This window comes from Streptomyces sp. NPDC054757, assembly GCF_053612185.1.
On record NZ_JBSHBW010000017.1, the window covers coordinates 11,369 to 35,429 of the forward strand.

Here is a 24,061-nt window from a genome sequence, read left to right on the forward strand (position 1 = left end):
CTCCCAGCGCGATTCCGTCAGAGGTGCCGGGAAAGGATCCGGCCGATTTCCGCCGCGGGCGCGGGAGACAGCATCGCCTCGTGCGTGGTGGCCACTTCGTACCGTTCGAAGTCGCCCGAGAGATACGGCTCCCAGTCCTGCGGCCGGGCCCACTCCCGGACGTTCTCGGTCGCCTCCACGAGCAGCACCCGGCCCTTGAACGGGGCGGGCTCCACCGGTGACACCAGCCGTACATTGCCGACCAGTACGTCGAGGACCGCCCCGCGCTGCTCCTCGCTCAGGAAGCGGGACTCGCTCTCACCGCGCCCCATGTACGCCACGATCCGCTCCCGGATCCCGGCGCGGTCGGACGCCGGCGGGACCTCGTCGCCGTGCAGCCGGGCGTACGCCCGCACCATGTCGGTCATGATCTGTACCTCGTCCGTCTCGACCCGGCGCTCCTCCTCCACCGGGTACGAGTCGAGCAGCACCAGCGAGGCCACATCGGCGCCCTGCTGCTGGAGTTCGGCGGCCAGCGCCTGGGCGAGCGAACCGCCGAGCGACCAGCCGAGCAGATGGTAGGGGCCGTCCGGCTGGACGCTGCGGATCTGCGCCGCGTAGTCCGCGAGCATCGCGGGGAGCGATACGGCGGGCGCCCCGGCGCCGTCGACGCCGCGTGACTGGAGTCCGTACACCGGGCGGCCGGGGTCCAGGGTGCGCAGCAGCGCCGAGTAGCACCAGCTGAGCCCGCCCACCGGGTGCACACAGAACAGCGGCTCCCGGTCGCCCGTGGTGCGCAGCGGCAGCAGCACGTCGAAGCCGCCGGACGCACCGCCGCCGTCGAGCCTGCGCAGCAGGGCGGCCGGGGTGGGGGCCTCGAAGACCGTGCGGACGGTCATCGCGGTGCCCAGCACCTGGCCGACCAGCCCGGCGAGCCGGGAGGCCAGCAGCGAATGCCCGCCCCGCTCGAAGAAGTTGTCGTCGACGCCGACCCGTTCGACGCCGAGCACCTCGGCGAACAGTCCGCACAGCGCCGCCTCACGGGCGGACCGGGGCGGCCGGTGTGCGGCGGCCCCGGTGTCGGCGGGGGCGGCCAGGGCGCGCTGGTCGAGCTTGCCGTTCGGGGTGAGCGGCAGCTCGTCCAGGGCGACGACCGCCGAAGGCACCAGATGCCCGGGAAGCTCACCGGCCATCGCCGCCCGCAGCTCGGCCAGGTCGGCGCCCTCGTACGCGGGCACCACATAGGCGACGAGTCTGCGGTCGCCCGGCCGGTCCTCGCGTACGGTCACGGCGACCCGGGACACCTCGGGCCTGCGGGCGAACGCGGCCTCGACCTCGGCGGGCTCGATGCGGAAGCCGCGCAGTTTGACCTGGTCGTCGGTGCGGCCCGCGAAGTCGAGCCGGCCGTCCCTGCGCCGCTTCCCGAGGTCCCCGGTGCGGTACATCCGGCTGCCAGGGGCGCCGAACGGGTCGGCGACGAACCGGGCGGCGGTCAGCCCCGGCCGGCCGAGATAGCCGCGCGCGACCCCTTCGCCCGCCAGATAGATCTCCCCCGTGACACCCGGCGGCACCTGCCGCAGCGCCGCGTCGAGCACATAGGCGCGGACACCTGCCTTGGGGCGGCCGATGGACTGCGGACCGGCGGTGTGTGCCGGGTCGTTGACCCCGTGGGTGGCCTCGACGGTCGCCTCGGTGGGCCCGTAACCGTTGATCATGCGGCGGCCCGGCGCCCACCGCCCGACGAGCTCGGGTGTGCAGGCCTCACCGCCGGTGATCAGCGTACGGAGCAGAGGCAGCGGGGTCTCCGGGACGCCCGCGAGTACGGCCGGGGGCAGATGGGCGTGGGTGATGCCCTGGTCGGCGAGGAACCCGGCCAGCTCGGCGCCGACCGGCGGGCGCTCGGGGATGACGAGGGCCGCGCCGGTGAGCAGCGCCATGCACAGCTCGGACACCGACACGTCGAAGGACGGCGACATGAACTGCAGCACCCGGCTGCCCTCGCCCGCGCCGTGCTCGTGGCGGTGGGTCCCGGTGAGCCCGGCGAGGCCCCGGTGCGGGACGACGACGCCCTTGGGGACGCCGGTGGAGCCCGAGGTGTAGATGACGTACGCCGGGTGGTCGGGCAGCAGCGCCACCCGCGGTTCGGCGGCGCTCCGGGCGCGCACCGCGGCGGCCGTGGCCGGGTCGTCCAGGACGGTCAGCGGGGCGTCCGTCGCGGGCAGCCGCTCCGCTGTCGCCGTGTCGGTGAGGACGCAGACCGGAGACGCGTCGGCGAGCATCAGGGCGAGCCGCTGCGCGGGGTAGTCGGGGTCCAGCGGCAGATAGGCGGCACCGGCCTTGAGCACCGCGAGCACGGCGGTGATCTGCTGCGCCGAGCGGGGCAGCGCGATGGCGACGAACCGCTCGGGCCCGGCCCCCGCGGCGATCAGCTGGTGCGCCAACCGGTTGGCGCGTGCGTCCAGTTCGCGGTAGTCGAGGCTCTCGTCGCGGTACCGGACTGCCTCGGCGTGCGGGGTGCGGGCGGCCTGCCGGGCGAACAGCGTCGGGAAGGCGGCGGCGGCCTCGCGCGGGGCGGCGCCCTGCCATCGCTCCCGCAGGCCGAGCTGTTCGCCGTCGGAGAGGATGTCGAGCCCGCTCAGCGGGCGGGCCGGGTCGGCGGCGGCCGACGCGAGGAGCCGTGCGAACCGTTCGGCGAGGGACCGCGCCGTCTCCGGGTCGAAGAGCGCGGTCGCGTACTCCACCACACCCCGGAGACCGGCCGGTGCGCCGTCCTCGGTGTGGGTCTCGGCGATGCTGAAGGAGAGGTCGAACTTGGCGACGCCCGCGCCCAGACCGTCGAACCCGACCTCGATGCCGGGCAGCCGCAGCTGCGGCCTGTCGTTGTTCTGGAAGGCCAGCATCACCTGGAAGAGCGGGTGCGCGGCGGCGGACCGCACCGGGTTGAGCGCCTCGACCAGCCGCTCGAACGGCACGTCCTGGTGGGCGTACGCGGCCAGATCGGTCTCCCTGACACGCCGGAGCAGCGCACGGAACGACGGGTCTCCCGAGGTGTCGGTACGCAGCACCAGCGTGTTGACGAAGAACCCGGCCAGCTCGTCGAGGGCCGGATCGCCGCGCCCCGCGACCGCGGTGCCGAGCGGGATGTCATGGCCCGCGCCGAGCCTGCTCAGCAGCGCCGCGAGTCCGGCCTGCACCACCATGAAGAGCGTGCAGTCGGCGGCCCTGGCCAGTGCGGTGAGCCGGGTGTGCGCTCCCGCGTCCAGGGTGAACCCGACGGTGTCGCCCCGGTGGTCGGCCACCGCGGGACGGCTCCGGTCGGCCGGCAGCTCCAGCTGCGCGGGTGTCCCGTCGAGCGCCTCCCGCCAGTGCGCGAGCTGCTGGGACAGCACACTCGACGGGTCGTCCTCGGCGCCGAGGAACGCGCGCTGCCAGAGCGTGTAGTCGGCGTACTGGACGGGGAGCGCGGCCCGTTGGGGCGCGCGCCCGTCGAGCCTGGCGGTGTACGCGTCGGCGAGGTCCCGCAGCATCGGCGCGAGGGAGCCGCCGTCACCCGCGATGTGGTGCACCACGAGGAGCAGGATGTGCTCCCGCTCGGCGAGCCGCAGCACGGTGGCGCGCAGCGGGATCTCGGTGGCGAGATCGAAGGGGCGCCCGGCCGCTTCGCGGAGCAGCCGGTCCGCCGACGCCTCGTCGGCCTGGACGACGGACGGCACCGGGCGGGCCGCGTCCTGCGCCGCGTCGAGCACCCGCTGGTACGGGACGGCGTCGGCGTCCTCGGGGAAGACGGTCCGCAGGCTCTCGTGGCGGGCGGTGAGGTCGCCGAGCGCCGCGGTCAGTGCGGCGATGTCCAGCGCACCTGTCAGCCGCAGCGGCATGGGGATGTTGTACGTGGCGCCGGGCCCCTCAAGGCGGTCCATGAACCAGAGCCGCTGCTGGGCGAAGGAGAGCGGCACCCGCTCGGGGCGGGCGGCCGGGACCAGCGGGGGCCGCTGCGCACGGTCCAGCCGGTCCGCGCCGCTGTCGGTGCCGCCCTCGGCCGCCGAGAGCAGGGCGGCGAGTCCGGTCACCGTCGGCGACTCGAACAGGGTCCGCACCGGCAGCGCCGTCCCGAACGCGGCGCGCACCCGGCCGAGGAGCTTGAGCGCGGAGAGCGAATGGCCGCCCAGCTCGAAGAAGTTGTCGTCAGCGCCGACCGACGCCCGCCCCAGCACCTCGGCGAAGAGCCCGCGCAGGATCTCCTCACGCGGTTCCGACCCGGCGGGGCGGGGTGCGGACGCGGGTGCGGCGGGTGCGGGTGCGGTGGCCGCCCCCTCGGTGCGGCCCGGCATCCGCGCCCCGGTCCCGGCCTGCCCGGCCGCCTCCGCCGCTCGGGCGGCCGCCGCGGGCAGGGAAGCACGCTGCCCCGGGGTGAGCGCGGGCAGCCGGTCCACCCGTACCGACAGATCCCCCGCGACCGCTTCGAGCAGTGCGGTCACATGGCCGAGCAGCAGACCGGCGGCGTCCGGCCGGTAGACGTCGGGCCGGTGCTCAAGACGCAGCAGCAGCCGGTCCCCGGCCAGCCCGGCGATCAGCCGCAGCGGGTAGTGCGCCGCGTCCTTGCCGGACACGGCGGCGACCCGGAGCCCGCCGTACGACGGCGGACGGCTGCCGCCTCCCGGGTAGTTCTCCACGGTCAGCGCGGTGTCGAAGAGATCGCCGGGGCCGACGAGCCGCTGGAGGTCGCCGAGCCGCGACTGCTGGTGGCCGAGGAGGAGCGCCTGCTCGTCCTGGAGCCTGGCCAGGTTCTCCGCGAACGGCAGCGCACCGTCGAGCCGTACCCGTACCGGCACCGTGTTGATGAAGAGGCCGACCATCGTCTCGATGCCGGGCAGCTCGGGCGGGCGCCCGGACACCACCGACCCGAAGACGGTGTCCGCCGTGCCGGTCAGCTCGCCGACGACCCGCCCCCACACCCCCTGCAGCACGGTGTTGACGGTCAGCCCGTGCGCCCTGGCCGCCCCGGTCAGCGCTGCGGTCAGCCCGGCGGACAGCTCCGTGGACACGTAATCGGGCAGCACCGGCGCCCGCCCGGGATCGGGCGCGACGACCAGCGTCGGTCCGGCGAGACCCGCCAGCGCCTGCCGCCAGGCGGCGTCCGCGGCCTCCCCGTCCTGCGCGGCCAGCCAGGCCAGATAGGTGCGGTACGGGGTAACGGCGGGCAGTGCCGCCGGGTCACCGTGTTCCGCGTACAGCGTGAACAGTTCGCGCTGGAGCACGGGGGCCGACCAGCCGTCGATCAGGATGTGGTGGTTGGTCAGGACGAGCGTGTGCCGCCCGGCGTCCAGCCGTACCAGCGTGAAGCGCAGCGCGGGCGCGGCCGCCAGGTCGAAGCGGCGTGCCCGGTCCGCGTCGAGGAGCGCGTCCAGGGCCCGCTGCCGCTCAGGGGCGGCCAGCGCGGACAGATCGGTACGGGTCCACGGCAGCGGCACCTCGCGGTGCACGACCTGGATCGGGTGGCCGTTGGCGCGCTGGCGGAAGGCGGTACGCAGATTGGCGTGCCGGCGCAGCAGCGCGGCGGCCGCGGTCCGCATCCGCTCCTCGTCCAGCGGACCCTCGACGGAGAGGACCAGCTGGGTGTTGTAGACATCGGTGTCGTCGTCGCCGGCCAGCGCGTGGAAGAGCAGGCCCTCCTGCAGCGGCGAGAGCGGCAGGATGTCCTCTATGCCAGAAGTCTTCATGCGATGCTCCTCAGTTCTGCTTCCAGGTCGTCAATTTCGTCCTGGCTCAGCGAGACCAGGGAGAGATCGGACGGGGTGTAGCCGCCGGCGTCCGGCGTATCGGCGTGGGTGACCAGCTCCCGCAGCATCCGCGCCCAGCCGTCGGCCAGCTCCTGTACGCGCTCTTCGGCGAACAGGGCTTCCGGCCAGGTCCAGGTGGCGGTCAGCTCGGGGCCCGTGGGCAGGTCCTGGGTGATGGCGTTGATCTCCAGCGCGTGCCCGACCGGCATCCCGGGGTCGCGCGGCAGCGGACCGCGCACACCGGGCACGGTGGCCCAGTCGGCGGTGCCCGCAGGGCCCCCGGAGGGGAAGCGGCCCAGGTAGTTGAAGCCGATCTGCGGTGCGGGGCGACCGGCGAGCGTGTCCGCGGTCGCCGGGTTGAGATGGCGCAGCAGGCCGTACCCGATGCCGTGTTCGGGCAGCGCGCGCAGCTGTTCCTTGATGCGTTTCAGGGCCCGTCCGAAGACGGCGGATCCGCCGCTCGCGTACTCGCCGGGGTCGAGCCTGGCGGGATGCAGTGAGGTGAACCAGCCGACCGTGCGGGCGAGTTCGGCGCCCGGGACGATCTCCTCACGGCCGTGCCCCTCCAGGTCGATGAGGACGGCCGTACCGTGATGGCCGCGCTTGCCGCGGTGTTCGGCGACGGCCAGCGCGAGCCCCGTCAGGAGTACGTCGTTCACTCCGGCGTGGAAGGCCGCGGGGAGGCTGGTCAGCAGCGGTCCCGTCACCTCGGCGGGCAGCCTGACGGTGACCGAGCGCGTCGTACCGGCCACATCGCGCGCCGGGTCCGGTGCGCAGTCGCCCAGCAGCGGGTCCGGGGTGTCCAGGACGGTTTCCCACAGGGCGAGTTCGGCGGTCCGTACGGGGTCGGCCGCTGCCTCGGCGAGCCGCTGGGACCAGCGGCGGAACGAGGTCGGTACGGGGTCGGGCGCGTCCCCCAGCCAGGCGGCGGCCAGATCGGAGAGCAGGATGCGCCAGGACACCCCGTCCACCACGAGGTGATGGGCGACGATGAGCAGCACCCCAGGCCGGCCCGCCCCGTGGTCGAACCAGACGAACTCCACCATCGCCCCGGCACCGGGGTCGAGCCGCAGCCTGGCCCGCTCTCCCTCCTCCGCGACGACGGCTTCCGCGTTCTCCGGCGCCGCACCCGTCAGGTCCACCCGGCGCAGCGGTACGGCGGTGTCCGCAGCCCGGGGCACGGTCAGCCGCCATCCCGTGGCGTCGGGCACCGCGCGCATCCTGAGTACGTCGTGCCGGGTGAGCAGGGAGCGCAGGACGGCGGTCAGGCGCTCCGGGTCGGCGTCCGCCGGCACCTGGACGGCCATGGACTGGTTGAACCCCTTCCAGGGGCCGCCCAGTTCGCGCAGCCAGTGCATGATCGGGGTGGCCGTGACCTCTCCGGTCCCGTCCTCGGTGACCGTATCCGCGACGGCGTCCCGGACGACCGCATCGGCGACCAGGGCGAGGGCGGCCGGTGACTGGTGCCGGAACACCTCACGGGCGCTGAACCGCAGCCCGGCCTTGCGGGCCCGGCTCACCAGCTGGATGGCGAGGATGCTGTCGCCGCCGATCTCGAAGAAGTTGTGGCCGACTCCGACGGTCTCCAGGCCCAGCACGTCGGCGAACAGCCCGCAGAGGAGCTTCTCGCGCTCACTGCCGGGTACACGGCCGCTGGTGTGCGCCGTCGTATCGGGGGCGGGCAGCGCCTTGTGGTCGAGCTTCCCGTTCGGCGTCAGCGGCAGCACCTCCAGCGGAACGAACGCCGAGGGGGCCATGTACTCGGGGAGCCGGCCCATGACCTCGGCCCGCAGCTCCGCCGCGTCCGCGTCGCCCACGGTGTACGCGGTCAGCCGCCGGTCCCCGGGCCGGTCCTCCCGTACAACCACAGCCGCCTGCCGCACCGCCGGATGCGAAGCCAACACCGCTTCGATCTCGCCGAGTTCGATACGGAAGCCCCGCACCTTGACCTGGTGGTCCGTACGCCCCAGATACTCCAGCTGACCATCGGCCCGCCACCGCACCAGATCACCCGTGCGATACATCCGGGCACCCGCCGGACCAAAGGGACACGCGACAAACCGGCCCGCCGTCAGACCAGGACGCCCCAGATAACCCCGCGCCAGACCAGGACCCGCCACATACAACTCACCCGCCACCCCCACCGGCACCGGCTCAAGACCCGCATCCAGCACATACACCCGGGTATTGACCAACGGAGAACCAATCGGCGGAACCACCGCACCCGACAACGGACCACTCATCGTCGCGCACACCGTCGTCTCCGTCGGACCGTACGCATTGACCATCCGACGACCCCGCGACCACTCCTCCACCACCGCGGGCGGACACGCCTCACCCGCCACCACCAACGTCATCCCCGCAGGAAGCCCACCCACCGGCAACACCGCCAGCGCCGCAGGCGGCAACGTCGCATGCGTCACCCCATGCCGGCGCACCGTCCGCACCAGCCCCTCACCCGGCAACAACTCCTCCGCCGACGCCATCACCAACCGCGCCCCCGACAACAACGCCATACACACCTCGGATGCGGCGGCGTCGAAGCTCGGTGAGGCGAACTGCAGAACCCGGCTCTCGGGGGTGATGCCGAACGTCTCGCTCTGGCCGGTGGCGAGGCTCGCGATACCGGCGTGGGTGACGACGACGCCCTTCGGTCGCCCGGTGGAGCCGGAGGTGTAGATCACGTAGGCGGGCGAACGGGGATTCAGCAGGAGGCCCAGATCGGCGCGGGGCACCTCGTCCAGCGGGACGTCGTCGAGGACGAGCGGTTCGGGGATCCCGTCCACACCGGACAGCACGGAGACCGTGGCCGTATCCGTCAGCACCTGGACCGGGCGGGCGTCGCCGAGCATGTACGCGATCCGGTCCACCGGATACTCCGGATCAACCGGCAGATACGCACCCCCCGCCTTCATCACCGCCAACACCGCGACCAGCCACTCCACCGAACGCGGCAACACCACAGCCACCAAACGCTCCGCACCCACACCCCGACCCACCAACACCCGGGCCAAACGGTTCGCCCACTCATTCAGCTCCCGATACGACAGCGACACCACACCGAACTCCACCGCCACCGCATCAGGAACCCGACGCACCCACCCCTCGAACAACTCCGGGAACGCACCCACCGGCACCACACCCGCCGAGTCGTTCCACTCCTCCAGCAACCGCACCCGCTCCACCGGGGCCAGCACCTCAACTGCACCCACCCGCACATCCGGATCAGCGGCAACACCCTCCAACAACCGCACCAACCGACCCACCAACACCTCGACCGACCCCCGGTCGAACACATCCATGGCGTAGACGGCGCTACCCGCGATCCCGGCCGGGCGGCCCTCCGCGTCGTGCTGTTCGCGGAGGCTGAACGCCAGGTCGAACTTGGCTGCCGAGGTGTCCAGACCCGACGCCACCCCATCGAGACCGGGCAGGGCGACCGCTGCGGCCTCCTGGTTCTGGAGGGTGAGCATGACCTGGAAGAGCGGATGGTGCGCGAGTGACCTGACCGGGTTGACCGTTTCGACGACCTGCTCGAACGGCACATCCTGATGCGCGAAAGCCGCAAGATCCGCCTCCCGCACCCGCTCCACCAACTCACGGAACGACGGATCACCCGACACATCCGTCCGCAACACCAGCGTGTTCACAAAGAACCCGACCAGCTCCTCCAACGCCTCATCCGAACGACCCGCAACCGCCGTACCCAACGGCACATCCACACCCGCACCAAGCCGCGACAACAACGCCGCAACCCCGGCCTGCAACACCATGAACGGGGTAGCTCCCGTGGTCCGGGCGAGTGCCGTGAGCGCGCGGTGTGCGTCGGCCGAGATACGGACATCCACGTCGTCACCCTGATGAGAGGCGGTGGCCGGGCGCGGCCGGTCCAGCGGCAGCTCGATCAGCTCCGGCATCCCCGCCAAAGCCGTACGCCAGTAGTCCGTTTGGGCGGACATCACCGATGCGGGGTCAGCCGCGTCACCCAGCAGCTCCTGCTGCCAGAGCGCATAGTCCGCGTACTGCACCGGCAGCGGCTTCCACTGCGGCGCCCCACCCGAAAGCCGCGCCTCGTACGCCACCGACAGATCCCGCAGCAACGGACCCGCCGACCACCCGTCCGCCACCATGTGATGCATCAGCACCAACAGCACATGCCGCTCCACACCCACCCGGAACAACGTCATACGAACCGGGAGTTCGCCGCCCAGCTCGAAGGCATACGTGGCGGCGGACCTCAGCGCCGAGTCCAGCTCCTGTTCGAGGACCTCGGTGACGGTGAGCACCGGGATGCCCTCCTCGGGTGACCGCACCTCCTGCCGGGGCACCCCGTCCGTCTCCGGGAAGACCGTGCGCAGACTCTCGTGCCGGCCGATCACATCCGCCAGCGCGGATTCGAGCGCCGCCACATCGAGAACCCCGTCGAGGTGGAGCGCCAGCGGCACGTTGTACGTCGCATCGGCGCCCTGGACCTGCGAGAGCACCCAGAGGCGGCGCTGTGCGAAGGAGAGCGGTACGGATGCGGGCCGGGTGCGCCGGGTCGGTGAGGTACGCGCCCGGTCCGTACCGCCGAGCCGGGCGGCCAGGGCGGACGGGGTGGGCGCTTCGAAGAGCGCCCGGATCGGCAGCTCCATCCCGAACACTTTGCGGATACCGCTGATCAGCCGGGTGGCCAGCAGTGAATGGCCGCCGCTCTCGAAGAAGTTGTCGTCGACGCCGACCGTCTCCAGGCCCAGCACATCAGCGAACAGCCCACAGAGCAGTGCCTCACGCTCACTGCCGGGTGCACGGCCAGTGGTACGCACTGCGGTCTCGGGGGCGGGCAGCGCCTGGTGGTCGAGCTTGCCGTTCGGCGTCAGCGGCAGCACCTCCAGCGGGACAAAGGCCGACGGGACCATGTACTCGGGCAGCCGCGCGGTCGCATGAGTCCGCAGTACTGCCACGTCCGCCTCGCCCACGGTGTACGCGGTCAGCCGCCGGTCCCCGGGCCGGTCCTCCCGTACAACCACAGCGGCCTGGCGGATGCCCGGATGCGAAGCCAACACCGCTTCGATCTCGCCGAGTTCGATACGGAAGCCCCGCACCTTGACCTGGTGGTCCGTACGCCCCAGATACTCCAGCTGACCATCGGCCCGCCACCGCACCAGATCACCCGTGCGATACATCCGGGCACCCGCCGGACCAAAGGGACACGCGACAAACCGGCCCGCCGTCAGACCAGGACGCCCCAGATAACCCCGCGCCAGACCAGGACCCGCCACATACAACTCACCCGCCACCCCCACCGGCACCGGCTCAAGACCCGCATCCAGCACGAACACCCGGGTATTGACCAGCGGCGAACCGATCGGCGGGACGACGGCACCCGACAACGGACCACTCATCGTCGCGCACACCGTCGTCTCCGTCGGACCATACGCATTGACCATCCGACGGCCCCGCGACCACTCCTCCACCACCGCGGGCGGACACGCCTCACCCGCCACCACCAACGTCATCCCCGCAGGAAGCCCACCCACCGGCAACACCGCCAGCGCCGCAGGCGGCAACGTCGCATGCGTCACCCCATGCCGGCGCACCGTCCGCACCAGCCCCTCACCCGGCAACAACTCCTCCGCCGACGCCATCACCAACCGCGCCCCCGACAACAACGCCATACACACCTCCCACGAGGCCGCGTCGAAGCTCGGGGACGCGAACTGCAGAACGCGGCTGGCGCCGGTCACCTGGAAGGAGTCGATCTGCGAGCGGGACAGGCTCGCGATACCGGCGTGGGTGACGACGACGCCCTTCGGTCGCCCGGTGGAGCCGGAGGTGTAGATCACGTAGGCGGGCGACCGGGGATCGAGGTCCAGCTCCAGGTCGTGGGAGGGCGTCGCGTCGAGAGAGAGCTCGTTCAGGATCAGCGGCTCGGGCAGCCCCTCGATGCCGTCGAGGACCGAGACCGTCCCCGCGTCGGTGAGAACCTGGACCGGGCGGGCGTCGCCGAGCATGTACGCGATCCGGTCCACCGGATACTCCGGATCGACCGGCAGATACGCACCCCCCGCCTTCATCACCGCCAACACCGCGACCAGCCACTCCACCGAACGCGGCAACACCACAGCCACCAAACGCTCCGCACCCACACCCCGGTCCACCAGCACCCGGGCCAAACGGTTCGCCCACTCATTCAGCTCCCGATACGACAGCGACACCACACCGAACTCCACCGCCACCGCATCAGGAACCCGACGCACCCACCCCTCGAACAACTCCGGGAACGCACCCACCGGCACCACACCCGCCGAGTCGTTCCACTCCTCCAGCAACCGCACCCGCTCCACCGGGGCCAGCACCTCAACTGCACCCACCCGCACATCCGGATCAGCGGCAACACCCTCCAACAACCGCACCAACCGACCCACCAACACCTCGACCGACCCCCGGTCGAACACATCCATGGCATAGGTCAGGCCACCGCTGATGCCATCGGGTGTGCCGTCGGCCGTGTGGTGCTCATGGATGCTGAAGGTGAGGTCGAACTTGGCGGTGCCCGCGCTCAGGTCCTCGGTCTCCGTGGTGAGCCCGGGGAGCGTCAGACGGCCCGCCGCGTTGTTCTGGAGTACGAGCATGACCTGGAAGAGCGGATGGTGGGCCAGCGATCTGACCGGGTTGACGGTCTCCACGACCTGCTCGAACGGCACATCCTGATGCGCGAAAGCCGCAAGATCCGCCTCCCGCACCCGCTCCACCAACTCACGGAACGACGGATCACCCGACACATCCGTCCGCAACACCAGCGTGTTCACAAAGAACCCGACCAACTCCTCCAACGCCTCATCCGAACGACCCGCAACCGCCGTACCCAACGGCACATCCACACCCGCACCAAGCCGCGACAACAACGCCGCAACAGCCGCCTGCAACACCATGAACAGGGTGGCGCCCGTGGAGCGGGCCAGGGCGTCCAGGGCCCGGTGGGTCCCGGCCCCGATCCGCAGCTCGACCGAGCCGCCCCGGTGGGAGGCGGTGGCCGGACGCGGCCGGTCCAGCGGCAGCTCGATCAGCTCCGGCATCCCCGCCAGACGCTCACCCCAGTAAGCGGACTGACGGGCCATCAATGACGATGGATCAGCAGCGTCACCGAGCAACTCCTGCTGCCACAAGGCGTAATCGGCGAACTGCACCGGCAGCGGCTCCCACTGCGGCGCCCCACCCGAAAGCCGCGCCTCGTACGCCACCGACAGATCCCGCAACAACGGACCCGCCGACCACCCGTCCGCCACCATGTGATGCATCAGCACCAACAGCACATGCCGCTCCACACCCACCCGGAACAACGTCATACGAACCGGGAGTTCATCACCCAGCTCGAAGGCGTGCGTGGCGGCCGAGGTCAGCGCGTCCGGCAGGGCCTCGTCGGAGACCTCCGTCACCACCAGGCCGGGCACTCCGTCCGACGGCGGTAGGACATGCTGCCGGGGCACCCCGTCCGTCTCCGGGAAGACCGTGCGCAGACTCTCGTGCCGGCCGATCACATCCGCCAGCGCGGATTCGAGCGCCGCCACGTCCAGCCGGCCGGCGAGCCGCAGAACCAGCGGCACGTTGTACGTCGCGCTGGGGCCCTCAAGACGGTGCAGGAACCACAGCCGGCGCTGGGTGTAAGAGAGCGGGATCATGACGTCTCCTCGGTCCTTCTCATCGGCCGCAGGGCGGGCCGGGCCCTGTCGGCGACCGCGAGGCGGCCGACCAGGGTCTCCACCGTCGGGTTCTCGAACAGGGTGCGGATGGGCAGTTCGGCGCCGAGCGCCGTCCTGGTCCGGCTGATCAGCCGGGTGGCGAGCAGGGAGTGGCCGCCCAGCTCGAAGAAGTTGTCGTCGATGCCGACCGTCTCCAGGCCCAGGACGTCGGCGAACAGCCCGCAGAGGAGCTTCTCGCGCTCGGTGGTGGGCAGTCGGCCAGCCGGGCGGCTCACCGTGTCCGGCGCGGGCAGCGCCTTGTGGTCGAGCTTCCCGTTCGGCGTCAGCGGCAGCACCTCCAGCGGGACGAACGCAGAGGGGACCATGAAGGCGGGCAGCGTCCGTGCGGCAGCCGCACGGACCGCGGCCGCGTCGAATCCGGCGCCGCCCGCGGGGACCGCGTAGGCGGTGATCCGGCGGTCGCCGGGACGGTCCTCGCGGACCACGACCGCCACCTGTGCCACGGCGGGGTCGGCGGCCAGCACCGCTTCGATCTCACCGAGTTCGATCCGGAAGCCGCGCACCTTGACCTGGTGGTCGGCGCGGCCCATGAACTCGATCTGGCCCTCGCCGTTCCAGCGCACCAGGTCGCCCGTGCGGTAGATCCGGGCGCCCGGCGGGCCGTACGGGTCGGCGACGAAGCGGCCCGCCGTGAGGTCGGGGCGGCCCAGATAGCCGCGGGCCAGGCCCGCGCCCCCGAGATACAGCTCCCCGGTGACCCCGGCGGGAACCGGCCGCAGCCGGCCGTCCAGCACATAGGCGGTGGTATTGGCCAGCGGGCCGCCGATGGGCGGGGCGCCCGGGTAATCGTACGGGGTGCGTACCCGGTGGGCGGTGGCGAAGGTGGTCGACTCGGTGGGCCCGTACACATGCGTGACGGTGGTCCGCGGGAACCGCTCGGCCGCCCTGCGCATCGCGGCGGGCGAGCACGCCTCACCACCGGTCCACACCTCGCGCAGCCCGGCCAGCGGACTGTCGTCGCCCTCGGTCAGCAGATTGAAGAGGGCGGTGGTGAAGAACGCCGCCGTGACCCGGCCGCCGCCGAGCACCTCCCGCAGGACGGCCACATCGACCTCGCCCGGCGGGGCGATGACAACCTCGCCGCCGGAGAGCAGCGGCACCCAGAGCTCGTACGTCGAGGCGTCGAAGGCGAGTGGCGAGTGCAGCAGGACCCGCCGGTGCGGCGTACCCGCGAAGGCGGGGTCGGCCGCGAGCGCCACGACGGCGCGGTGGGTGACCGCCACCCCCTTGGGCACCCCGGTCGAACCGGAGGTGAACATCGTGTACGCCAGCCGGTCCGGGTGGATGGGGAGCAGCGGGTCGGTGTCGGCGCCGGGGTGGCCGGTGGTGCATGGGTGATGGGTGGTGCCGGGGTGGCCGGCGCCGTCCTCCTCCCCCACCCGCAGGACCGTCATGTCCGGCGGGAAGCCGACGGCCGCGGGTCCTGTCCGGTCCGTGATGACGCGCTGGGCGCGGGACTGCTCCAGAATCACCCTGATGCGGTCCGCCGGATAGCGGGTGTCGAGCGGGACGTACACCGCGCCCGCCTTGAGGACGGCGAGTACGGCCACGACGGCGTCGAAGGACGGCTCCAGATGGAGCACCACCCGGCTCTCGGGCCCGGTCCCGTCGGCGATGAGCCGGTGGGCTAGCCGGTTGGCCCGCCGGTTGAGCCCGCCGTACGTCAGGACGTCGGCGCCGGACCGCAGGGCGACCGCGTCCGGGGTGCGGGCCGCCTGCTCCTCGAACCTGGCCGGCAGTGAACCCGCCGGGACGGGAGCCCCGGTGGCGTTCCAGCCGTACAGAACGCGCTCGCGTTCGGCGGCGGGCAGCAGGGGCAGCTCCCCGATGGGGAGCGCCGGGTCGGCGACGGCCGCCTCGATGAGCCGCACCAGACGGTCGGTGAGGGTCCGTGCGGTGCCGGCGTCGAAGAGGTCGGCCGCGTAACCGAGCGTTCCGGTGATCGAGGCGGGGCGTTCCTCGACGCTGATCGTGAGATCGAACTTGGCTGCGCCCGCGCTCAAGTCCTCCACCTGGGCGGAGAGTTCCGGGAAGTCGGCCGCGCCCGCCGCCGCGTCCTGGCCGACCAGCATCACCTGGAAGAGCGGGTGGTGGGCGAGCGACCGCACCGGGTTGACGATCTCCACGACCCGGTCGAACGGCACGTCCTGGTGGCTGTAGGCGGCCAGGTCGGTCTCCCGTACCCGGTCGAGGAGTTCATGGAAGGTGGGGTTGCCCGAGGTGTCCGTACGCAGCACCAGCGTGTTCACGAAGAAGCCGACCAGCCCCTCAAGCGCCTCGTCGGAGCGGCCGGCGACCGCGGTGCCCACGGGGATGTCGGTGCCCGCGCCCAGCCGGGTCAGCAGCGCGGCGACCGCGGCGTGCAGCACCATGAACGCGGTCGTCCCGGTGGACCTGGCGAGCGCGGAGAGCGCCCCATGGGTCTTTCCGTCCAGCCGGAACGGCACGCGTCCGCCGCGGTGCGAGGCGACCGCGGGGCGTGGCCTGTCCAGCGGGAGCGGGATCAGCTCCGGGCTCCCGGCGAGCCGCTCCGCCCAGTAGGCGCCCTGCCGGGCGAGCGGGCTGTCCGGGTCGTCGGCGGAGCCAAGACGTTCGCGCTGCCACAGCGCGTAGTCCGCGTAGGCCAGCGGCAGCGGTTCCGCCGCCGGGGCCCGGCCGCCGGTACGGGCGGCGTAGGCGTGGGAGAGATCGCGCAGCAGCGGCCCGGTGGACCAGCCGTCCGCGGCGATGTGGTGGATCAGCACCACCAGGACATGGCTGCGGGGTCCGGTGCGCAGCAGCGTGAACCGCACCGGGGGCGCGGTGTCGAGTACGAAGACATGCCGGGCCGCGTCCGCGAGCGCGCCGGGCAGTTCCTCATCGGTCACGTCCAGGACGTCGAGCGCGGGGGTGTGACCGGCCACGGGCAGCACCCGCTGGTACGGCTCGCCCTCTGACTCCGGGTACACCGTGCGCAGCGTCTCGTGCCGGGCGGTGAGGTCGCCGAGCGCGGCCTCCAGCGCGGGGAGGTCGAGCGGGCCGCGGAGCCGGACCGCGAGCGGCACGTTGTAGGTGGTGGCGCCGGTGTGCAGCCGGTTCAGGAACCACAGGCCGCGCTGGGCGTGCGAGAGCGGGATCCGGTCCGGGCGCGGCCGGGGGGACGGCCGTGCGCCCGCCCCGTCCGCGGTGGGGAGCCGGGCGGCCAGCTCGCGGACCGTGGGCGCCTCGAACAGCACCCGGATCGAGAGGTCTGCGCCGAACACCGGGCGTATCCGGCCGATCAGCCGGGTCGCGAGCAGCGAGTGCCCGCCGAGGTCGAAGAAGTTGTCCTCAGGTCCGGCCGCTTCGATACCCAGCACCTCGGCGAAGAGCCCGCACAGGATCTCCTCGGCCGCCGTGCGCGGGGCCGGACCCCCGGCTGCGGCCGGGAGCTCGGGCAGCGGCAGAGCGGCCCGGTCGAGCTTGCGGTTGGCGGTCAGCGGGAGCCGGTCGATGAGCACCACGGCGGCGGGGACCATGTAGTCGGGCAGCCGCCCGGCGGCGTACGCCCGCAGCCCTTCGGCGGTCACAGCGCCCGCGTCGGCGGTGGCGTCGCCCGTACCGGCCGTGGCTGCCGCACCGGTCGTGCTGTCCGTGAGGGCCGCGCTGTCCTTGGCGGCCGGGACCGCGTACGCGACGATCCGTCTGTCGCCCGGCCGGTCCTCGCGGACGATCACCGCCGTCTGGAACACCCCGGGGTGCGCGCCGAGCACCGACTCGATCTCGCCGGGCTCGATCCGGAAGCCGCGCACCTTCACCTGGTGGTCCACCCGGCTGATGAATTCGAGCCGACCCGCGCGGTTCCAGCGGGCCAGGTCGCCGGAGCGGTACATCCGGGCCCCGGGCGGCCCGAACGGGTCGGCCACGAAGCGGCCCGCGGTCAGGCCGGGACGCCCCGCGTAGCCGCGGGTCACCAGACCGCCCGCGATGTACAGCTCGCCGGGAACCCCGGGCGGCACCGGCCGCAGCCGGGCGTCGAGTACGTACATCCGGGTGTTCCAGACGGGGGTGCCGATGGTGATCACCCCGGCGGGCACCGTCTCGCCGGGCGCGATGCGGTACTCGGTGCAGCCCACCGTGGTCTCGGTCGGGCCGTACTCGTTGATGACGGTCGCACCGGGGTGTCTGTCCCGCCACTCCTGGAGCACCTCGCCCATCAACGACTCGCCTCCGAGCACCAGTTGGCCGGAGGGCGAGAAGGTGTCGGGCAGCTCGGTGAGCAGTGGGAGGTGGCTGGGGGTGGCCTTCACGAAGGTGGGCCGCCGGGTGACGGCGTTGTCCGGCGCGCTGCCGTCAAGCCCCACCAGCTGGATGCTGCCGCCCGAGGTGAGCGGCGCGAACAGACCGGTGACGGTGAGGTCGAAGGAGACCGGCGAGTGCACCAGTGCGCGGCCCGCCACCTGGTCGTACGCCTGCCGGGTCCAGGCCAGATAGAGGTTGAGGGAACGGTGCTCGACCACCACGCCCTTGGGGCGCCCGGTGGAGCCCGAGGTGAAGATGACGAAGGCGGGATGGGCGGCCAGCAGCGGCGCGTTGCGCTCACGGTCGGTCAGGTCCGTTGCGGGGAAAGTCGTTTCGGGGCCGGTGCCGGGTCCCGTCGTTTCGGGGTCGGCGCCGGACAGCTCTTCGGCCGTCTCCGGTGCGTCCAGGATCAGCTGCGGTACGGAGTCCGGGAGCCGGCCGCTCACCCCGGCCGTGGTGATGACCGTGACCGGGGCGACGTCCTCCAGCATGAACGCGATGCGCTCGGCCGGGTACGACAGGTCGAGCGGCAGATAGGCGCCGCCCGCCTTGCCGACCGCGAGCAGCACCGCGACCAGATCGGTGGAGCGCTCCAGGGCGACGGCCGCGTACCGCTCGGGGCCGACGCCCCGCGCGACCAGCAGCCGGGCGATCCGGTTGGCGCGTGCGTTGAGCTGCCGGTAGGTGAGCGTGGCACCGTCGTGCTCGACGGCGACGGCGTCCGGGGTGCGCCGTACCTGCGCCTCGAACAGCTCGGGCAGCGTGGCGTCGGGCACCGTACGGCCGGTGTCGTTCCACGCGTACAGCAGCCGCGCCCGGTCGTCGGCGCCCAGGATGTCCAGCTCGGCGATGGACCGGGCCGGGTCGGCGACGGCCGATGCGAGGAGCCGTACGAGCATCTCGGCCAGCGCCTGTGCACCCTCGGCGTCGAAGAGGTCGGTGGCGTACTCCAGGGTGCCCGCGAGCGCTCCGTCCGCTGACTCCTGGAAGAGGAACGACAGATCGGTCTTGGCCGCCCCGCGGTCCACCGTGCCCAGCTCGGCGCCGAGTCCGGGCAGATCGAACTCCGCGCGGTCCGCGCCCTGGAAGGTGAGCATCGTCTGGAACAGCGGGTGGTAGGCGAGCGAGCGTCCCGGGTTGAGGTGTTCGACCAGCCGGTCGAGCGGCAGGTCCTGGTGGGCGAAGTCCGCGAGGTCCGCGGCGCGTACCCGGCCGAGCAGATCGCGGAAGGACGGGGCGCCCGAGGTGTCGGTGCGCAGGCACAGGGTGTTCGCGAAGCAGCCGATCAGCGGGTCGAGCGCCTCGTCGGACCGGCCGGTCGTCGCCGTGCCGAACGGAATGTCCGTACCGGCGCCGAGCCGGGTGAACAGCGCGGCCATACCGGCCTGCACGGTCATGAAGAGCGTCGAACCGGTCCGCCGGGCCAGTGCGGCGAGGCCCTGGTGCAGGGCGGCGTCCACGGTGAAGGTGGTGCGCGCGCCGCGGTTGCTCGCGACGGCGGGCCGCGGCCGGTCGGTGGGCAGCTCCAGCACGTCCGGCAGCCCGGCCAGCCGCTGCGCCCAGTAGCCGAGCTGGGCTTCTGAGTCGTCGGCGCCGTGCTGCCAGAGCGTGTAGTCGGCGTACTGGACGGGCAGCGGCTCCCAGTCCGGTGCCGCGCCGCCGGCCCGCGCGGCGTAGGCGCGGGACAGGTCGTGGCCGAGGGGGGCGAGCGAACCGCCGTCGGTCGCGATGTGGTGCAGCACCAGGAGCAGCACATGGCTGCCGTCGTCCACTGCGAACAGCGAGGTGTGCAGCGGGGGTTCGGCGGCCAGGTCGAAGCGGTGGCGGGCCGCGGCGGAGAGCAGGTCCGGCAGCGCGGTACGGGTGGCCGCGGTCACCGGCAGTTCCGGGCGGGCCTCGTCGCGTATCTCCTGGCAGGGCTCGCCGCCGTCCTGCCGGTAGACGGTGCGCAGCACCTCGTGCCGGTCGGTGAGGTCGCCGAGCGCCGCCCGCAGTGCTCCACGGTCGAGCGGCCCGGTGAGCCGCAGGGTGAGGGCGATGTTGTACGAGGTGTCGTCGGCGTCCAGCTGCTGGAGGAACCACAGGCGCCGCTGGGCGGCCGAGAGCGGCAGCCGCGCGGGACGTTCGGCGCGGGTGAGGGCCGGGCGGCCGGTGGCCGCGCCGTCCAGCCGGGCGGCGAGCGCGGCGGGGGTGGGGGCGTCGAAGACCGCGTTCGCGGGGAGCGTCACCCCGAAGATCCGGCGGACCCGGTTGACGAGCCGGTTGGCCTTGAGGGAGTGGCCGCCCAGCGCGAAGAAGTCGTCGCCGGGGCGGGCCCGCCGGATGCCCAGCACCTCCGCGAACAGCCCGCACATCAGCTCCTCGCGGACCCCGCGCGGGGCGCGGCCGGCGGCCCGGCCACCGGTGGCCTCATCCGGCACGGGTGCGGGGAGCGCGGCACGGTCGGTCTTGCCCCGGTCGGTCAGCGGCAGCGCGCCCAGGACGACGACCCGGTCCGGCACGGCGTACGCGGGCAGCAGCCCGGCGACGAAGTCCCTTACGGCGTCGGGGTCCAGGGTGATGGTGCGGGCGCTGACGGTGCCGGGGGCCGGGGTGATGGCGGGGGAGCTCACGGCGTCCGGGCCCGGGGCGGCGGCCGGGGTACTTACGGCGTCCGGGTCCGGGGCGGCGGCCGCTGCGGGCACCACGTATCCGGTCAGTGATCCGCCGTGCACGGCGACAGCCGCGCGGGCGACGCCGGGGGCCAGCAGCAGCGCCGCCTCCGTCTCGGCGGGTTCAAGACGGAAGCCGCGCACGGTGAGCCGGCCGTCGAGACGGCCGTCCGGCACCAGGGCGCCGCCGGGCAGCGGCCGGACCCGGTCGCCCGTGCGGTAGTCGCCGGCGTCCGGGCCGCCGAAACCGGCGGCAGGACCGTCCGGGCTGGCGGTGTCCGGGCGGGCGGTGTCGGCGTACCGGGCCAGATGGCGGGTGCGGACGACCAGTTCACCCGGGGCGTCGGCGTTTACGGCGGGGACGAGCGTGGCGTCGTCGTACCGCACCAGCAGTTCCACGCCCTCGATTCCGGGTCCGAGCGGGACCCGGGGCCCGGACCGTACGGCGGGCGGCGCGCCGGGCTCATGGGCGACCGCGACGGAAACGGCCTGCGGGGTCTCCGTGGTGCCGTACAGATTGAGCAGCCGGGCCCCGGGGGCGTGGGCTGCCCAGGCGTCAACCGTGCTCCAGCCGAGCACATCGCCGCCGAAGCCCACCAGCCGCAGCGCGGGCCAGGCGGCCCCGTGGGCACCGCCACCGGCCGCGTCGGCCAGCGCGTCGCCGAGGCCGGGGGACAGGTGGACGACGGTGACCGCCTCATCGGCGAGCCAGCGCGCCACCGCCGCTGCCTCACCGGGCCCCGCGTCGGGGAAGACGGCCGAGCCGCCCGCCCACAGCGGCACGAACACATCGCGCAGCAGCGGGTCATGGCCGAGCCCGGAGAGCACAGCCACCCGGTCGCCGGACCCGAGCGCGAACGTACCGGTGTACCAGTCGAGGAAGTGCTCCACGGCCTCCCAGCCGCCTTCGACGGCTCGGGGCGTGCCCGTGGTGCCGGAGGTGAAGCTGGTGTACGCCCTGCGGTCGGCGGGGTACGGGCCGCCGGAGAGGGAGGCGGACACGGGCGGGAAGCCGGTCGTGGTCCCGGAGGCGGCGCCCGCCGCATCGGGGCCGGGAGCGTCGGGGCCGTCAGTGCCGGACCCGGGAGCGTCGGACACCCGCAGGACCGGTGCCGTGCCGGTGAGTGCGGCGGGGGGTTCGCCCGCGCCGCAGGTCAGCCAGGCGACGGGCGCGGTACGGACCGCGTACTGACGGAGCCGCTCCCCGGGGTGTGCCGCGTCGAGGACGGTGAACGCGGCGCCGGACCTGGCGACCGCGACGAGCGCGACGGCCAGCGCCGGGGTGCGGCGGGCGTACACGGCGACCGTGTCACCGACGCCGATCCCGAGGGCCCGCAGCCGGGCCGCGACCGCGCCGCTCACCGCGTCGAACTCCCGGTAGCTCCAGCGCTGTCCGCCTCCGGACACCGCGACGGCGTCCGGTGTGCTCGCGGCGTGACCGGCGAGCCGGGCGGCCAGCCGCCCACCGACCGGTGCGGGGTCCTGCGACAGCCCGGTTCCCCGGCCCCGTATCGCGACTCCTGCCATGGATACGACTCCCTCGTTCTCGCTTTCCGACTGGCCAGAACCGTAGGGAGCCGTTATTTCGGTGCGTTATTGAAGACCTTTCCGCGCTCCGCACCGGCCCGGCGGCTCCGGCCGGCCTTATGCGGGCGATAAGCCGCCGATAGACGGGCCTTCTAGCGTCCGGTCGCCGCTTTCTTTTCCCGCGGACACCGAGAGGACCCCATGACAACCACAACCCCTGCGATACGGACAGAAGATCTGGTCAAGAACTTCGGGGGCACCCCCGCCGTGCGGGGCGTGAGCCTTGAGGTTCCGACCGGTGTGGTGCTCGGCCTGCTGGGCCCCAACGGAGCCGGCAAGACGACCACGGTCCGCATGCTCGCGACACTGACCCGGCCGGACGGAGGCCGCGCCCTGGTGCACGGCTACGACGTCGTGAAGCAGCCCCGCGAAGTCCGCTCCCTGATCGGGATGACCGGGCAGTACGCGGCCGTCGACGAGGACATCTCCGGCTGGGAGAACCTCTATCTCGTCGGCCGGCTGCTCAACATGGGCCGCAGGCAGGCCCGCAGCAGCGCCGAGGCCATGCTGGAACGCTTCGGCCTCACCGAAGCGGGCGGCAGGCCGGTGCGCGGCTACTCCGGTGGCATGCGCCGCAGACTCGATCTGGCGGCGAGCCTGCTCGGCGACCCGAAGGTGCTGTTCCTGGACGAGCCGACCACCGGACTCGACCCGCACAGCCGCAACGCCCTCTGGGCCGAGGTGCGTGCCCTGGCCGGGAACGGTACGACCGTGCTGCTGACCACCCAGTACATGGAGGAGGCCGAGGCGCTGGCCGACTCCGTCATGGTGATCGACCACGGCCAGGTCATCGCGTCCGGCACCAGCCAGGAGCTGCGCGAGCGGATCGGCGGCCCGGTCCTGCGGATCGCGCCGGAACGGCCGGACGACCTGGCCGCGGTGCGCCGCGCGCTGCTCGCCGCCGGCCTCGGTACGGCCCGCGCGGACGACGAGGAGTCGGTGGTGTCGCTCCCGCTGAGCGGAACCGGCGCCGAACTCACCTCTGCGGTCAGGGTGCTGGGCGATGCGGGGATCCCGCTGGCCCGCGTCGACACCCATGTGCCGAGCCTCGACGAAGTCTTCCTGACCCTGACCGGCACGGCACCCGCCGTACTCCCGGACAACCGGCCGGAGGCCGCGGACCCGGGCCACTCCGCGGAGACCGTCGAGACCTCCGGCACCCCCGGCCCTTCTGACACCACCGACACCACCGGCGCCGCGGGGTCCCTCGCGGGGCGGCCCGCCCGGACCTCCGCCGACCACGAGATCACCAGGAGCGCGGCATGAGTACGGCAGTCTCCGTCCCTCTGGCCGGTGTCCCCGGTCCCCGTGAGGCACTGCGCCATTCGCTGGCCATCGCCCGGCGCAATCTGCGCAAGGTGCTCGCCAGCCCCGGCCAGGTGCTCGACGCGACGCTGATGCCGGTCATCTTCGCGCTGATCTTCGTCTACATATTCGGCGGCGCGATCTCCGGAAGCGCCGGCGCCTACCGGCAGTTCGTGATGCCCGGCATCATGGCGCTGACCACCACCATCGCCTCACGCACCTCGGGCACCAGCCTGAGCATCGACTTCTCCACCGGCGTGATGGACCGCTTCCGCTCGCTGCCGATGGCGCGGTCGGCGGTGCTGTCCGGCCGGATCCTCGCGGACACCGTACGGATGCTGGCCAGCCTGCTCGTGGTGTTCGCCTTCGCCCTGGCGATCGGCTTCCGGGTGCACACCGGGATCCTCCAGGCAGCGGCCGCGATCGGGCTGATCCTGCTGTACGGGGTCGCGCTGGCCTGGCTGCACGCGTTCATCGGGCTGACCGCGCGCACCATCGAGACCGTGCAGAGCGTGGGCATGCTCGCCATGGTGCCGCTCCAGTTCGGCAGCTCCATCTTCGTCGCCCCCGGGACCATGCCGCACTGGCTCGGCCTGGTGGTCGCGCACAACCCGATGTCGACGGTGGTCGACGCGGCGCGCGGGCTGCTGACCGGCGGCCCGGTGGCCGGCGATGTGGTGGGCGCCCTGGCCTGGAGCCTGGGCCTGATCGCGGTGCTGGCCCCGCTCTCCGTACGCCAGTACCGCCGCCGCAGGTGAGC

The 24,061-nt window shown here is 72.9% G+C and carries 5 protein-coding genes; 2 read left to right on the forward strand and 3 right to left on the reverse strand.

Annotated features, from left to right (window positions below; genetic code table 11):
* Positions 1-17 precede the first annotated feature (17 nt).
* The 3 genes from ACWGKJ_RS20465 to ACWGKJ_RS20475 are packed head-to-tail and all read right to left on the reverse strand — an operon-like array spanning position 18 to position 21,936.
* Positions 18-5,696 (reverse strand): amino acid adenylation domain-containing protein, encoded by a 5,679-nt coding sequence (locus ACWGKJ_RS20465; RefSeq protein ID WP_385017135.1) that lies wholly within the window; start codon positions 5,694-5,696, stop codon positions 18-20.
* The gene (locus ACWGKJ_RS20470; RefSeq protein ID WP_385017138.1) at positions 5,693-13,417 is read right to left on the reverse strand and encodes an amino acid adenylation domain-containing protein; all 7,725 of its coding nucleotides are present in this window, start codon (positions 13,415-13,417) and stop codon (positions 5,693-5,695) included. The genes ACWGKJ_RS20465 and ACWGKJ_RS20470 overlap by 4 nt, the downstream gene beginning before the upstream one ends.
* On the reverse strand, positions 13,414-21,936 hold the full coding sequence (locus ACWGKJ_RS20475) for an amino acid adenylation domain-containing protein (RefSeq protein ID WP_385017140.1): 8,523 nt from the start codon (positions 21,934-21,936) through the stop codon (positions 13,414-13,416). Before ACWGKJ_RS20475 ends, ACWGKJ_RS20470 begins: the two co-directional genes overlap by 4 nt.
* Positions 21,937-22,137: 201 nt before the next feature.
* Here ACWGKJ_RS20475 and ACWGKJ_RS20480 point away from each other — a divergent pair, with 201 nt between their 5' ends.
* Both ACWGKJ_RS20480 and ACWGKJ_RS20485 read left to right on the forward strand, forming a co-directional pair.
* A complete protein-coding gene (locus ACWGKJ_RS20480; RefSeq protein ID WP_385017144.1) occupies positions 22,138-23,262 on the forward strand; it encodes an ATP-binding cassette domain-containing protein in 1,125 nt (374 codons plus the stop codon).
* Entirely contained in the window at positions 23,259-24,059 is an 801-nt protein-coding gene (locus ACWGKJ_RS20485; protein WP_385017147.1) for an ABC transporter permease, read from the forward strand. Before ACWGKJ_RS20480 ends, ACWGKJ_RS20485 begins: the two co-directional genes overlap by 4 nt.
* Positions 24,060-24,061: the final 2 nt, after the last annotated feature.